Genomic DNA, 14,568 nt, shown 5'->3' on the forward strand with positions numbered 1-14,568 from the left:
CGTTGCCCACCAAGAAGGCCGGGCGATACACCGGCGGGCTCTGGGTCGGCAAGTTCCTCAAGACCCACAGCTACCAGAAGATCACCAGTGACGAGGCCGCCGCAACCATCGGCGAGTATGGATCGCGCCTGTGCATGCTCGAGGGTTTCGTGGGTCATGCCGAGCAGTGCAACCTGCGCGTTCGCCGCTACGGGGGCATCGACGTACCGTTCGGCGGAGCCGCGCCCTATCGCGAGGCGGCCGAATGATCTGCACGCGTCCGGCCTGCGCCAAGTCGTGGCCGGGCCCGTCGGATAACTGAAGCAGGAAGGAAACAGATATGCAGCTGCCGGCGACACCAAGTTTCTCACTCCGGGGCAAGCGCGCGCTGGTGACCGGCGCAACCTCCGGGATCGGTCTTGGCGCGGCCACGGCACTCGCTAGGGCGGGGGCCCATGTGATCTGCGTCGCGCGCCGGGCCGGACCGCTGGCGGAAGTGGTCGAGGCAATGGAGCGCGAGGGCCTGTCTTGCGAGGCGCTCCCCCTTGATATCACCGACGTCGACACAACGCGCGAGACGCTGGATACGATCGATGCCGTCGAGATCGTGGTGAACTCGGCCGGGATGGCGCGGCATGGTCCGGCGCTCGACACGACGCCCGAGGACTTCGATGCGGTGATGCATGTCAATCTGCGGGCCGCCTACTTCCTGTCGACCGCCGCGGCACGCCGGATGATCGACAGCGGCACACGCGGGTCGATCGTGCACGTCAGCAGCCAGATGGGCCACGTCGGGGGCATTGACCGCGGCGTCTACTGCGCTTCAAAGCACGCTCTGGAGGGCATGGTGAAATCCATGGCCATCGAGTGGGGCCCGCATGGCGTGCGGATAAACACACTCTGCCCGACGTTCATCCGGACACCTCTCGGCGAGCAGACGCTCGCGGACCCCGCGCGCCGCGCCTGGATCGAAGACAAGATCAAGCTTGGACGCGTCGGCGAGGTCGAGGACATCATGGGGGCGGTGGTCTACCTGTGCTCGGAGGCGTCGTCGCTGGTGACGGGAACCTCGCTGCTGGTGGATGGCGGCTGGACGGCGGACTGAGGTCTCAACCGCCGAGCAAGAATTGGACACTGGGCCGCGCGAGAAACAGCCCTTCGGAGTGAGCCGTTTCAGGCGCATTTTGAGCGGGCCGGCTGCAGGGGATCCCCATCCACATGCGGCCGCTCGAGGTCGCATAGATCGGGATGGCAACTTTGGTTGGCACGGCACAGCTTGTTCCATCGTCAACATGGGGCTATTCCGTGGCCTAGGCGCCTGTGTCGTCAATCCGACACAAAGGCCGGACCGCGGACCCTGAGGAGGAGCAGGTTCATGCTCGACCAGACGACCATCGCCGAGACGCTCGGCCAGCACTACGACCTTGCCCCCTCGCTGGAGGCGGCGGAGCGGCTGAGCGGGCTCTACGCCACCATGAGCCGCGTGGTCAGCCCTGCCGACTGGGCGATCCACGCCCCCTATGTCGAGGCGATCAACCGGCTCAAGAAAGAGCGCAACGCGGTCATCCTCGCGCACAACTACATGACCCCGCAGATTTACCACGGCATCGCCGACGTGGTCGGCGACAGCCTGCAGCTCGCCATCGAGGCGACACGGGTCGAAGCGGACGTGATCGTGCAATGCGGTGTGCATTTCATGGCCGAGACCTCGAAGGTGCTCAGCCCCGAGAAGACCGTGCTGATCCCCGATATGGACGCGGGCTGTTCGCTGGCCGAAAGCATCACCCCTGAGGGCATCGCCGAAATGCGCCGCCGCTACCCGGGCGCGCCGGTGGTCACCTACGTGAACACCTCGGCCGCGGTGAAGGCGGCGTCCGACATCTGCTGCACCTCGTCGAACGCCGCGCAGATCGTCGCCGCGCTGGATGCCGAGACGGTCATCATGACCCCCGACAAGTACCTCGCGCAGAACGTCGCCAAGCAGGTGCCGCAGAAGACCATCGTTTGGTACGACGGCTCGTGCATCGTGCACGAACGCTTCACCGCCGCCGAGTTGCGCGACTTCCGCAGTTGGCAGCCCGACACCCGCATCATCGCCCATCCCGAATGCCCGCCCGACGTGGTGGCCGAGGCGGATTTCTCGGGCTCGACCGCCGGGATCATCGACTACGTGACCCGCGAGCAGCCGCACAAGGCGATGCTGGTCACCGAATGCTCGATGGCCTCGAACATCTCGGACGCGCTGCCGGGGATCGAGTTCGTCGGCCCCTGCAACATGTGCCCCTACATGAAGATGATCACGCTCGAGAAGGTGCTCTGGTCACTGCACAGCATGGAAGGCGGGGTGGAGGTCGATGCTTCGGTCGCGACAGGCGCGCGCCTCGCCGTGCAGCGGATGATCGACCTGTCGCAGCGCAAGGCGGCCTGACCCGGTGCAGCAGGTTTCGACCGTCCGCGTGGTCATCCTCGGCGCGGGTCTGGCCGCGCTCTACGCCGCGCTGGCGCTGGCGCCGCGCCCGGTGCTGCTGGTCTCGCCCGACCCGCTGGGCACCGGCGCAAGCTCGGCCTGGGCGCAGGGCGGGGTCGCCGCCGCCATGGCACTTCCCGACAGCCCCGCGGCCCATGCCGCCGACACGCTGCGCGCCGGGGCAGGGCTCGTCGATCCCGAGGTGGCGCAGTCCGTCACCCGCGAGGCACGCGAGCATATCCTGTCGCTGACCCGGCTCGGCGCGCCCTTCGATCGGGATGCGGCGGGAGGATACCTGCTGTCGCGCGAGGCGGCGCATGCCTTCGCCCGCGTGGTGCGGGTGCGCGGCGATCAGGCCGGGGCCGCGATCATGCGCGCGCTGGTGGCGCAGGTGCGGCTCGCGCCCTCGGTGCAGGTGCTCGAGGGCTGGCTGGCGACCGGGCTGCGCAGCGCCGCGGGCCGCGTCACCGGCGTCGAGGTGGCGCCCTCCCAGGGCGGCGCGCCGGTGGCGGTGACCGCCCCGGCGGTGCTGCTGGCGGGCGGCGGTTCGGGCGGGCTCTACGCGCTGACCACCAACCCCGTGCGCATCCGCGGGCAGGTGGCGGGCCTTGCCGCCCGGGCCGGCGCGGTGATGGCCGACATGGAGTTCGTGCAATTCCACCCCACCGCCATGGACATCGGGCTCGATCCAGCGCCGCTCGCTACCGAGGCGCTGCGCGGCGAGGGCGCGGTGCTGGTCAACCGGCTCGGGGAGCGCTTCATGGAAGGGGTTCACCCCGACCTCGACCTTGCCCCGCGCGATGTGGTGGCCCGCTCGGTCTATGCTCAGAGCCAGTCCGGCCTGCGCCCGATGCTCGACACGCGCGCCGCGCTCGGATCCCGGATCCGGGAGGACTTCCCGGGGATTGCCACCGCCTGCGACCGCGCCGGGATCGACCCTGTCACCCAACTCATTCCTGTCACTGCCGCCGCACACTACCACATGGGCGGGATCGCCACCGATGCCGCCGGGCGCGCCTCGCTTGCCGGGCTATGGGCCTGCGGCGAGGTCGCCTCGACCGGGCTGCACGGGGCGAACCGGCTGGCCTCGAACGGGCTGCTCGAGGCGCTGGTCTACGCCCGCCGCTGCGCCGCGGACCTCGCGGCGGCGCTTGGCCCGGCCGCCGAGGCCCCCGAAATTTCGCTGCCGAGCACGGGTCCCGCCGAAGCGCCCGATCCAGCACTTGTGGCCCGCCTGCGCAATGCCATGACGGCGGGGGCGGGCGTGATCCGCGATGCCGGGGGGCTCACCGCCTGCCTGCGCGAGATCGCCGTCGTGGAGGCGGCCCAGCCGCATTGCGCAGCGCTCGCCAACATGACCGCCACGGCGACGCTGATCGCCTCCGCCGCTCTGGCCCGGTGCGAGAGCCGGGGCGCGCATTTCCGCTCTGACGCCTCCGAGGCCACCGCCGAGATCGGCTCCCGCAGCCGCATGACCCTGACGGAGGCGCTGGCCCTCCGCGACACGCTTCAGAAGGAACCCGCCTGATGTCCCTGCCTTCGCTGCCCGACATGATCCTAGACCCGCTGGTGCGGGCTGCGCTGATGGAGGATCTCGGCACCTATGGCGATCTGACGACCCGCACGGTGATCCCGGCGGGTACCCGCTACCGTGCGCAGCTGTGCGCCCGCGAGGCCGGCGTGGTCTCGGGCATGCAGATCGCGCGCATGGCCTTCCACATGGTCGATCCGGCGCTGGCGGTGACCCTCCACAAGTCAGACGGCAGCGCCATCGCGTCCGGTGACGTGCTAATGGAGATCGAGGGCGATGCCGCCTCGATCCTCACCGCCGAGCGCGTGGCGCTGAACTTTGCCGGGCGGCTTTCGGGCATCGCCACGATCACCGCCGCATTCGTCGCCGAGACGGCGGGCACCAAGGCGCGCATCACCTGCACCCGCAAGACCACGCCGGGCCTGCGCATCGTCGAGAAACAGGCGGTGCTGCACGGCGGCGGCTTCAACCACCGCTTCTCGCTGTCGGATGCCATCCTCGTGAAGGACAATCACATCGCCGCAGCGGGGGGCATCCGCCCGGTGCTGCGGGCGATCAAGGGGCAGGCCTCGCACATGGTGCGGATCGAGATCGAGGTCGACACACTCGCGCAGCTCGCCGAGGTGTTGGATGAGGGCGGCGCGGACGTGGTACTGCTCGACAACATGGACAGCGGGGCCCTTCGCGAGGCGGTGGCCATGTCCGCCGGGCAGCTGGTGCTCGAAGCCTCGGGCAACATGACACTCGAGCGCATCGCCGAGGTGGCGGCCACCGGGATCGACTACATCTCGGTCGGGGCGCTGACCCATTCGGCGCGGACGCTGGACCTGGGGCTCGATTTCTGATGGCCCAGGTCTGAAACGTCATGGCTGCGCAAACAAATACGCTGAAATTATTGCACAATTTGGCCCTATCCGAAAGATCCGCCAGAGGGGCAGCGATGTAAGCCTAATGACGACTTCTGCTCGCGGCGTGTCGCCTTGCATTACGTCATTGAGCGCTTCGAACTCTCAACTGCCGAGGCCAACCTTCTTGAGTTCCATGAGCGCTGCGCCATGGATGCGTTGCAGGCGGTCTCTGTGGGTCTCGCCACCGCGCAGCGGGCCGGGAATTTCGAGGCCCAGCGGGATATCCCGGGGCAGGCTACGAAGCAGATTGGTCAGAGCGATTTCGCCCTCGCCCGGCGGCAGGCGTTCGCGCCGGGCGGTGTCGAGCAGCTCTTCCTCGGTATAGCGCGGCTGGACCAGCGCATCACACAGGTGGGCAAAGGGCAGTCGCTCTTTCGGCACTGCGGCCAGCTCGGCGAAGGTCGAAGCGGAGCGGTCGAAATGCAGGCTGTCCACCAGCAGCCCGGGCAGTGGCCCCGCGGCCTCGACCACTTGCCGGCAGGCCGCGAGGTCGGGCACCGGGGTCCAGGGAAAAAACTCCAGCACCGCGCGCAAGCCGCGGTCCTCCGCCGCCTCGGCGAGCGCAGCCAGCCTGTCTGCCAGCCGCGACAGGTCGCTGTCGTAGGGGGCGGCGATGACATGGCGGGCAGCAAGCTCGGCGCCGGTGTCGAGCGTCGGGAGCACCTCGGCCAGCCTGAACTCCGGCGTCAGCCGCAGGAACTCGATGTCGGCGACCTCGATGCCGGTGTCGCGCAGCGCTTTCCGGGTCTCGCGCAGCTCGGTGTGGTCCGAAAGCGGATAGCCGGGGCTGTCTGGGGTCACTTGCAAGAGCCGCAGGCCGACGCCGTCAAACCCGGCTTCCGCCGCCACCCGGATCAGCGCGGCGGGCGCCAGGTCGATGGCCGTCAGATGCGCGACGCTCAGCTTGCGGCTCATGCGCCACGCGCCGCCGCGTCGCGCCCGGCGATGAAGCCGAAGGTCATCGCCGGGCCGAGGTTGATCCCGCCCGCCGGGTAGTGCCCTCCGAAGACGCTCGCCATGTCGGTTCCGGCGGCCCAGAGACCGGGGATCGGCGCACCCGCGGTGTCCAGAACCTGCGCCCGCCCGTTTGTGGCGAGTCCACAGAAGGTGCCGAAGCTGCCCGGCACCACCTCGACTGCGAAAAAGGGCGCGCGGCTGATGGCAGCGACGCAGGGATTCGGATGCTGCTCGGGGTCGCCCTGCAACCGCATGTAGGGCGTGGTGCCGCGGTGAAAGAGCGGATCCTCGCCGCGCGCCGCGCCGCGGTTCCACTCGGCCACCGTGGCTTCGAGCCCCGCCGCGTCGATGCCGCAGGCCCGTGCAAGCTCTGCCAGGTCACGTCCCGTCTTGAGGTAGCCACGGCGCACCCAGTGGCGCCATGGCAGCGGTTGCGGGCGCACGACGCCCAAGCCGAAACGGCGCAGGAACCTAAAGTCGCAGACCAGCCAGGACCGCGCGGGCTGGTGTTCGGGCAGGGCGCCGAGCAGTGCGTCGACATAGTCGTGATACCCCAGCCCCTCATTGCAGAAGCGCTTTCCGTTCGCCAGAACGCCGATCACGCCGGGCTTCCCGCGCTCGATGATATGCGGGAACGTCCCGAACTTGCCATCGGGCCAGGGTATGACGGAAACCGGGCAGAGTGCGGCCGCCCGGGCCAGGTCGCGGCGCATCTGCGCGCCGATGCCCCGCGCCATGGCGATGCCGTCGCCGCGTGCCTCGGGGATGGCGAGCGTCCGATGCTCGGCATTCCGCAGAACGGTCTCGGCCCGCAGCTCGGCGTCATGGGGATAGCCGCCGGTGGCAAGCACCACGCCGACCCGGCTGTGCAGCAGTGTGCCGTCGCCAAGCGCGACCCCGGTGATGCTCCCGTCCTCGTGCTGCAGCGCGCGCACCGCGCATCCGGGGCGCAGCTCGACCCCGAGATCGAGCGCCGCGCGCAGCAGCCTGGCGACCAGAGCATTGCCGTTGCGCAGGTCCATGCCGCGCCCATGCAGGGCGAGATCGCGGACATGGCGCATGACGCGGCGCGTCACATGAAGAAAGGCGCGGGGCGAGCGGGTCATGGTCATGAAGGCGCGCAGATCGGGCCCGGCCTGGATCGTCATTCCCAGGAAGGTTGTCTCGCGCGCAGGCAGCCGCAGCAACTCGATGTCCGCGCCCAGCTTGCGGCCGTCAAACGGTTTGGCGATGACCGAACGCCCGCCGGTGCCCGCGCCGGGCAGGTGGCCGTAAGTGTCGGGAATGGCGGTCCCGGGTTCGAATTCGAGCGCGGGCACGGCCTCGAAGAACTCTACCATCTCGGGCGCGGCGGCAAGAAAGGCATCGACTCGCTCGGGCTCGAAACGGTTGCCGAGCACCTCCTGCAGGTAGTTCCGGGGTGCCTCGGCGGGCTCGGTGATGCCGGCACGGCGGACGATGGGATTGCGCGGCGCCCAGATCCAGCCCCCGGACAAGGCGGTGGTGCCACCCAGAACCTCGGCCTTTTCCAGAACGGTCACGGTAAGCCCCTTTGCGGCGGCAGTCACGGCGGCGGACAGACCGCCAGCGCCGGAGCCGACGACAACAAGATCCACGCTGCGTGTCATCGCTTCCTCCTCGGACTGCCTCCCGTGCCTGCTTACCGTGGGATAGGGTGTTAACGTCAATGATATTATATGCGATTATGATAACATCATGTTACTGAGGGGAGGGGCCCATGCGCGAAATCACGCTGCGACAGATCGAGGTTATCCGGGCGGTCATGCTGCGTGGCACGATCGCGGGGGCGGCAGAGTTCCTGGGGGTGTCGGCACCGGGAATCTCGCGGCTTGTCAAACACACCGAAGAGACACTGGGGCTACGCCTGTTCGAGCGCCGGGCTGGCCTCTTCGTGCCCTCGGTCGAGGCGGGGCGGATCTTCGACCAGGTGCGAGAGGTCTACAAGGGGGTCGAGAACCTGCAGAGCGCGATTGACTCGCTGCAGAAGGGCGAAGAGGTGCAACTGGCCTTTGCCTCGGCGCCCTCTGTCGCCCAGTTCATCGCCGCGCGGACAATATCCTCGATCCGCGCGCGCTATCCCGACCTCTACATCGATCTCAATATCCTGAAGATCGAGGAGACCACGGACTACCTTTTGCTGGAGCGGGGCGAGTTCGTGATCATGAGTTCGCCGGTCCACAACCCCGGGATCCAAAGCGAGAAAATCGCCCATGGGCGGGTCGTCGCGATCCTGCCCGAGGGCCATCCGCTGGCGGAGCAGACCGTGGTCTCGGTGCAGGATCTGGCGCGGGAGCCGCTGGTCGGGATCGACCCGGCGGACCCCTATGGCCGCATCGTCTCGCGGCCGTTCCGCGAGGCCGGGATAGAGCTGCGCCACTCCATGCGAGGGCGGTTTGCCCAGACCATCGTCAGCCTCGTGCGGCACGGGCTCGGGGTGGCGCTGATCGACGAGTTCTCGGTGTCAGAGGTCTACCTGCCGGGGGTCGTGCGCCGCCCGCTGCGGGAGGAAACTTCGATCGACATCTATGCCGTGACCAAGAAGGATCGCGTGCTCTCGAACTTCGCTGAATTCAGCATCCAGCAGTTCCGTCGAGAGTTGAACGATGCTGGCAAGATCTGGGCAGGTCGGGAGGAATGAAATAACGTAATGTTAATAAGCGCGCGAAAATGGTATTTGACGTTATGCGCGCTCCTATCGCATCAATTTTGGCGACGGACGCGGGGAGGACCGTGTTCGACCGCATTTCAAGGGAGGGAAAACCATGAAGCGTTTTGTATTCGGTGCCGCCTCGGCATTCATTCTTGCCGCAGCCTCTGCTTCGGCTCAGGACTACCCCACCAAAGAAATCCAGGGCATCATCCAATGGGGAGCCGGTGGCTCCACCGACACCGTGATGCGCTCTGTTACCCCGCATGCCGAGGAAGTTCTGGGTGGCACGGTCGTAATGCAGAACGTGACAGGCGGCGTCGGTGCTATCGCGTTGAACCAGGTTGCCGGGCAGGCGGCTGACGGCTACACGCTGCTCATGGGCGCGGAAAACCCACTGCTCTACAAGGTGATGGGCCTCGGCGACAAGGACTACTCGGACTTCACCCCGATCAACATCCTGGCCCGCGGCACGCCGATCCTGGTGGCCAACCCCGATGCCCCCTTCGACGATTACGCGGGCATGATGGCGTATATCAAGGAGAACCCGGGAGAGCTTCGGCTCGGCGCGACGGGACCCGGTGGCCTGCCGTCGGTTGTGACGGCGATGATCAACACCGTCGAGGGCGAGATGGACGTGATCTCGGTGCCCTACGACGGCGATGGCCCGGCGCTGACCGCGTTGCAGGGCGGCGCGATCGACGTGATGCCCGCGGTTCTGGGCGCCGCAATCGAGGGGATCCGTGCCGGCAACATCAAGCCGCTCGCGGTCTTCGACATCGCCCCCAACGACAAGCTGCCAGAGGTTCCGGCGGTCACCTCGTTCAACGAGGGCTACAACACCTATCTGCCCTGGGGCCCGTTCTTCGGTGTCTTCGTCAAGAAGGGCACGCCGGATGACGTGGTTGCCAAGCTGACCGAGGCCTATGCCGCGGGCGCCGAAACCGCCGACTTCCAGGAGCTGATGGAAAACCGCGGCTTCACCATGATGTCGATCTCGGGCGCCGAGGCCGAGGACTTCCTCGCCAAGTGGCAGCAAGGGACCACCTGGCTGCTGCAGGATGCCGGCCTGACCAAAAGCTCGCCGGAAGACTTCGGCATCGCCCGTCCGGGCAACTGATCCGCAAGATCCGGCGCCCGCGCCCAAGGATCAAGCTGGCGCCGCACTTCTGCAAGAGAAGGGCGGCGCTTTTTTCTACCGCGTCCCGCGACGCACTGAGGGAGGGGAGCCCCATGTCCCGAATTGAAACGGAACACCACGACGGCACGTCTGACGCGACGCCGGGCGGCTACGAGCGGCAGAGACGCCCTGGAGAGCTGGTTTTCGGCGCCGTCATGGTGATCGCAAGCTTGGTGCTGCTGTGGAACGCCTATGGCATCTCCGGTTTCGAGGCGCTGTCGGCGCCGGGGTCGGTGCCCATGGCGACGACCGCCGTCATGGTAGTCACCGCGCTGGTCATCTTCCTGCGTGACCTGCGCCTGCCGCGCGTGGCGGGCGAGACGGTGGCAAGGGACATTCTTCCGGGCACCGTGGTGATCATCGCGCTGATGCTGGTGGCCTACGGCTTCCTGCTCAAGCCGCTCGGCTTCCTGCCGACCTCGGCGCTGTTCCTGATCGCCGCGTTGAAGATACTGGCGCGCCGCGGCTGGCTCTGGACCATCGGCGTGTCGCTGGGCAGCCTGCTGCTCATCTGGATCGTTTTCCGCATCGTCTTCACCGTGCTGATGCCCGCAGGCATCGTGCCCGAAGCCGAAGTGATCCAGGCCTTCCGCAACCTCTTTGCCGGAGGCAAGTGATGGACGCCTTTCTCGCATTCCTGACAGTCTTCACCCAGCCCGAGCTTTTGTTGCTCGTCGGCCTCGGAACCTTTGCCGGGGTCTATGTCGGCGCGATCCCGGGGCTGTCGGTGACCATGGCGGTCTCGATCCTTATCTCCTTCACCTTCTCCTGGGACGTCTACCCGGCGATCTCGCTGATGATCGGCATCTTCATGGGCGGTGTTTACGGCGGATCGCGCACGGCGATCCTGCTCAACATCCCCGGTGCCCCTTCGGCCATCGCCACGGCGCTCGACGGATATCCAATGGCACAGCGCGGCGAGGCCGGCACGGCGATCGGCATCACCACGGTCATGTCTTTCTTCGGCGGGTTCATCGGCATCGGCGTGCTGGCGCTGGCCGCCCCGATGGTTTCCGAGTTCGCCCTGACCTTCCAGCCGCGCGACTACATGCTGCTGGCGGTGCTCGGCATCCTGCTGGTCGGCTCGTTGTCGTCGGGCAGTCTGGTGAAGGGTATCTTCGCCGGCGCCCTCGGCATCGCCATCGGCGCGGTGGGACGCGACCCGCTGACCTTCACCGAGCGCTTCACCTTCGATCTTCCGATCATGCAGGGCGGCATCAGCTTCATCGCGGTGATGATCGGCATGTTCGGTGTCTCCGAGGCGCTGATGCAGCTGCACCACGTCGACAAGACCGCAGTGCGCCAGAAGATCAGCCGCATCGTTCCCTCGTTCAGCACAATCCGCAAGCACCTGCCGCTGTCGCTGCAGACCTCGACCATCGGGGTGATCATCGGCGCACTTCCGGGCACCGGCGGCGACATTGCGGCGCTGATGGCCTATGACCACGCCAAGCGCGTGACCAAGAAACCTCAATATCCCTTCGGCAAGGGGGCGATCGAGGGGCTCGTCGCGCCCGAGACCGCCAACAACGCCGCCGTGGGCGGGGCCTTCATCCCGATGATGACGCTGGGCATTCCCGGCGACGCGGTGACCGCGATCATGATCGGCGCGCTGTTCATCCACGGCCTCAACCCCGGCCCTATGCTGATGATCGACCAGCCGGACATGTTCTGGTTCATCGTCGGCGCGCTGGTCATGGCCAATGTCTTCATGCTGATCTTCGGCCTGACGGGCATCAAGCTCTTCACCAAGATCGTCGAGATGCCGCGGGCCGTGCTGATCCCGCTGATCATGCTGCTGTCGATCGTCGGCGCCTACGCGGTGAACAATGCGATCAGCGATGTCTACTGGATGCTGGGCTTCGGCTTCTTCGGCTACTTCATGCGCCATTATGGCTACCCGCTGGGGCCGGTGATCCTCGGGGTGATCCTGTCGCGACTGCTCGACGACAACTGGCGGCGCGCGATCATCTCGGAGCGCGAGGATCTCGGACGGTTCTTCCATGGCATCGTCACCAGCCCGCTGTCGCTTGTGCTCTTCATCGCGGTGATCCTGATCTTCGTGTCGCAGACGCCGTTCTGGGCCCGTGCAAAAGGAAAGCTGCTCGGCGATCCGGCAGGCAAGGTGAAGCAATGACCACGTGCGAGACCCTCAAGCTCGGGCTCATAGGGGACAATATCGCCCGCTCGCGCTCGCCCCTGCTGCACCGGCTTGCCGGTGAGCAGAACGGCGTCGAAGTGACCTACGATCGACTGGTGCCCAAGGACATGGGCCAAAGCTTCGACGAGATCTTCGACGCTTGCGAGGGCGAGGGCTTCCGCGGGATCAACGTGACCTACCCCTACAAGGAGATCGCCGCCGGCAAGGTCGAGGTCGATGATCCGCTGGTGCGCGCCGTGGGGGCGGTGAACACGGTGATCTTCGGCGGAGCCCGCCCCAAGGGATTCAACACCGACTACTCGGGCTTCATGTCGGCCTATCGCCGGGTGATGGGCGAGACGCCTACCGGAACCGTACTGATGATCGGCACCGGCGGGGTCGGTCGCGCGGTGGCTTTCGGGCTTGCGGGCCTTGGAACCCGCAGACTGCGCCTCGTCGACCGCGATCCGGCCAAGGCCGAAGCGCTGACCGAGGCGCTGAAGTCGGTCGCGCCGGACATGGAGATCAGCATCTGGCTCAGCGCCGAGAAGGCCGCCGAAGGCTGCAGCGGTGTGATCAACTGCACTCCCGTGGGCATGGTCGGCTACGAGGGCACGCCGGTCGCGCCCAGGGCCATGACCGGCGCCGGCTGGGTTTTCGACGCCGTCTACACGCCCGTCCACACGCAGTTCCTACAGGCTGCCGGAGCCGCCGGGCTGAAGCTGATCTCGGGATGGGAGCTCTACTTCTTCCAGGGCGTGCACGCCTGGTCGCTGTTCTCGGGCCTGGGGCTCGACGAGGTCGCGCTGCGCGCGGCGCTGTTGGAAAAGGGAGATGCCGAATGAAAACCTGCATCGCAACGGTCTCGATCTCGGGCACGCTCTCCGAGAAGCTCGAGGCGATCTCGGTGGCGGGCTTCGACGGGATCGAGATCTTCGAGCAGGATTTCATCACCGACAGCGGCAGCGCGCGCGACGTCGGCAACCGCATCCGCGACCACGGGCTGTCGATCGACCTCTTCCAGCCGTTCCGCGATTTCGAGGGGCTGCCGGGCGATCTGCGGACCCGGGCCTTCGACCGGGCAGAGCGCAAGTTCGACCTGATGCAGGAACTGGGGGCCGAACTCATGCTGGTCTGCTCCTCGCTGCATCCCAAGGCGCTTGGCGGGGTCGAGCGGGCGGCGGACGACCTGCGCGAGCTCGGGCAGCGCGCGGCGGCGCGCGGCCTTCGGATCGGCTACGAGGCGCTGGCCTGGGGACGCTACGTCAACGACCACCGCGACGCCTGGGAGATCGTGCGCCGCGCCGATCACCAAAACGTCGGTCTGATCGTCGACAGCTTCCACACGCTGGGCCGCGGCCTCGACCCTAATTCGATCCGCCAGTTTCCGGGCGACAAGATCTTCTTCGTGCAGATGGCCGATGCGCCGAAGATCGACATGGACCTGCTCTATTGGTCGCGGCACTTCCGCAACATGCCCGGCGAGGGCGACCTGCCGGTGACCGACTTCATGCGCGCCGTGGTGGCGGCGGGCTATACCGGGCCGGTCAGCCTCGAGATCTTCAACGACCAGTTCCGCGGCGGCAGCCCCCGCACCATCGCCCGCGACGGTTACCGCGCGCTGGTCACGCTGCTGGACGATGTGCGCCGCACCGAGCCCGAGGCGCGCGCCGATCTGCCGATCATCCCGCCGCGCCAGAAGCTTGAGGGTACCGCTTTCGTCGAGTTTGCGACGCGCGGGGCCGAGGGCGACAAGCTGCGCGCGCAGCTCGCGGCGCTTGGCTTCGCCGAGACCGGCCGCCACGTCGCCAAAGCGATCACCCTCTGGCAACAGGGCGACATCCGCATTGTGGTCAACGAGGAAGAGGGCGACTTCGCCGGCTCCGCCTTCAACATGCATGGCACCTCGGTCTGCGATGTCGGCATCACCGTCGGCTCGTCGTCCGAGACGCTGGAGCGCGCGACGGCGCTCGGCGCAAGCTCCTTCGCGCAGGCTCCCGCCGTCGGCCAACTCGACATTCCCGCGATCCGCGGCCTCGGCGGCAGCCTGTTACATTTTCTCGACGCCTCGCACGCCGGGGTCTGGTCGGAGGAATTCGGCGCTGACCGCGACGGCCCGCAGGGCGCCGGGCTGCGCCGCGTCGATCACATCGCGCAGACCATGACCTATGACGAGATGTTGAGCTGGTCGCTGTTCTACAGCTCGCTGCTCGGCATGGAAAAGGCGCCGATGGTCGATGTCATCGACCCCGATGGGCTGGTCCGGTCGCAGGCGCTGGCCGCGCCGGACGGGGACTTCCGCATCACGCTCAACGGCGCCGAGACCCATCGCACCGTGGCGGGCTCTTTCCTTGCGGAAAGTTTCGGGGCGCCGGTGCAGCATATCGCCTTCGCGACGGACGACATGTTCGCCACCGCCGAGGCGCTGAGCGCCGCGGGCTTCGCGGCACTGCCGATCCCGGCGAATTACTACGGCGATCTTGCCAGCCGCTTCGAGCTGGCGCCGGATGAGCTGGCGCGGATGCAGGCGCTCAACATCCTCTATGACGAGGACGAGCGGGGCAGCTTCCGGCAGCTCTACAGCCGCGCGATGGCCGGCGGGCTGTTCTTCGAGATCGTCGAGCGCCGGGGCAGCTACGCGGGCTATGGCGCGCCGAACTCGCCGTTCCGCATCGCCGCGCAGAAGCGCCTTGCGCTGCCCAAGGGCGTGCCGCAGGATTAAAACGTTTCCATCTTCC

At 67.3% G+C, this 14,568-nt stretch carries 13 protein-coding genes; 11 read left to right on the forward strand and 2 right to left on the reverse strand.

Annotation, left to right across the window (positions count from 1 at the left end):
* From G0Q01_RS18160 to nadC, 5 genes are all read left to right on the forward strand, one after another.
* On the forward strand, nucleotides 1-248 hold a 248-nt coding region (locus G0Q01_RS18160; RefSeq protein WP_203595080.1), incomplete at its 5' end, for a histidinol dehydrogenase.
* A 71-nt stretch (nucleotides 249-319) separates the two neighbouring features.
* Nucleotides 320-1,084: an SDR family NAD(P)-dependent oxidoreductase gene (locus tag G0Q01_RS18165; RefSeq protein ID WP_164196873.1), complete on the forward strand. Its 765-nt coding sequence runs from the start codon at nucleotides 320-322 to the stop codon at nucleotides 1,082-1,084.
* A gap of 270 nt (nucleotides 1,085-1,354) precedes the next feature.
* On the forward strand, nucleotides 1,355-2,407 hold the full coding sequence (gene nadA, locus G0Q01_RS18170; protein ID WP_164196872.1) for a quinolinate synthase NadA: 1,053 nt from the start codon (nucleotides 1,355-1,357) through the stop codon (nucleotides 2,405-2,407).
* A 4-nt stretch (nucleotides 2,408-2,411) separates the two neighbouring features.
* Nucleotides 2,412-3,974, forward strand: coding sequence for an L-aspartate oxidase (locus G0Q01_RS18175; protein WP_164213694.1), 1,563 nt, complete (start codon nucleotides 2,412-2,414; stop codon nucleotides 3,972-3,974).
* Entirely contained in the window at nucleotides 3,974-4,822 is an 849-nt protein-coding gene (gene nadC / locus G0Q01_RS18180) for a carboxylating nicotinate-nucleotide diphosphorylase (RefSeq protein ID WP_164196870.1), read from the forward strand. Before G0Q01_RS18175 ends, nadC begins: the two co-directional genes overlap by 1 nt.
* Before the next feature lie 165 nt (nucleotides 4,823-4,987).
* Here nadC and G0Q01_RS18185 read toward each other — a convergent pair whose 3' ends face one another.
* Nucleotides 4,988-5,800: a sugar phosphate isomerase/epimerase gene (locus tag G0Q01_RS18185; protein WP_164196869.1), complete on the reverse strand. Its 813-nt coding sequence runs from the start codon at nucleotides 5,798-5,800 to the stop codon at nucleotides 4,988-4,990.
* Complete coding sequence (locus G0Q01_RS18190; RefSeq protein ID WP_164196868.1) at nucleotides 5,797-7,470, reverse strand: FAD-dependent oxidoreductase; 1,674 nt, start codon at nucleotides 7,468-7,470, stop codon at nucleotides 5,797-5,799. The genes G0Q01_RS18185 and G0Q01_RS18190 overlap by 4 nt, the downstream gene beginning before the upstream one ends.
* 110 nt (nucleotides 7,471-7,580) lie before the next feature.
* On the opposite strand from G0Q01_RS18190, the gene G0Q01_RS18195 reads away from it, so the two are divergent.
* The 6 genes from G0Q01_RS18195 to G0Q01_RS18220 all read left to right on the forward strand — a co-directional run bounded on the left by G0Q01_RS18195 (nucleotide 7,581) and on the right by G0Q01_RS18220 (nucleotide 14,552).
* Nucleotides 7,581-8,501, forward strand: a complete 921-nt coding sequence (locus G0Q01_RS18195) for a LysR family transcriptional regulator (RefSeq protein WP_108970670.1) — start codon at nucleotides 7,581-7,583, stop codon at nucleotides 8,499-8,501.
* Between the two features lie 124 nt (nucleotides 8,502-8,625).
* Complete coding sequence (locus G0Q01_RS18200) at nucleotides 8,626-9,630, forward strand: tripartite tricarboxylate transporter substrate binding protein (RefSeq protein WP_164196867.1); 1,005 nt, start codon at nucleotides 8,626-8,628, stop codon at nucleotides 9,628-9,630.
* Between the two features lie 113 nt (nucleotides 9,631-9,743).
* Entirely contained in the window at nucleotides 9,744-10,307 is a 564-nt protein-coding gene (locus G0Q01_RS18205) for a tripartite tricarboxylate transporter TctB family protein (RefSeq protein WP_164196866.1), read from the forward strand.
* A complete protein-coding gene (locus tag G0Q01_RS18210; RefSeq protein ID WP_164196865.1) occupies nucleotides 10,307-11,827 on the forward strand; it encodes a tripartite tricarboxylate transporter permease in 1,521 nt (506 codons plus the stop codon). The genes G0Q01_RS18205 and G0Q01_RS18210 overlap by 1 nt, the downstream gene beginning before the upstream one ends.
* Complete coding sequence (locus G0Q01_RS18215; RefSeq protein ID WP_164196864.1) at nucleotides 11,824-12,675, forward strand: shikimate dehydrogenase; 852 nt, start codon at nucleotides 11,824-11,826, stop codon at nucleotides 12,673-12,675. The genes G0Q01_RS18210 and G0Q01_RS18215 overlap by 4 nt, the downstream gene beginning before the upstream one ends.
* The gene (locus G0Q01_RS18220) at nucleotides 12,672-14,552 is read left to right on the forward strand and encodes a bifunctional sugar phosphate isomerase/epimerase/4-hydroxyphenylpyruvate dioxygenase family protein (RefSeq protein WP_164213695.1); all 1,881 of its coding nucleotides are present in this window, start codon (nucleotides 12,672-12,674) and stop codon (nucleotides 14,550-14,552) included. The genes G0Q01_RS18215 and G0Q01_RS18220 overlap by 4 nt, the downstream gene beginning before the upstream one ends.
* Nucleotides 14,553-14,568: the final 16 nt, after the last annotated feature.

This window comes from Salipiger sp. PrR007, assembly GCF_010499845.1.
Classification (GTDB): domain Bacteria; phylum Pseudomonadota; class Alphaproteobacteria; order Rhodobacterales; family Rhodobacteraceae; genus Salipiger; species Salipiger pacificus_A.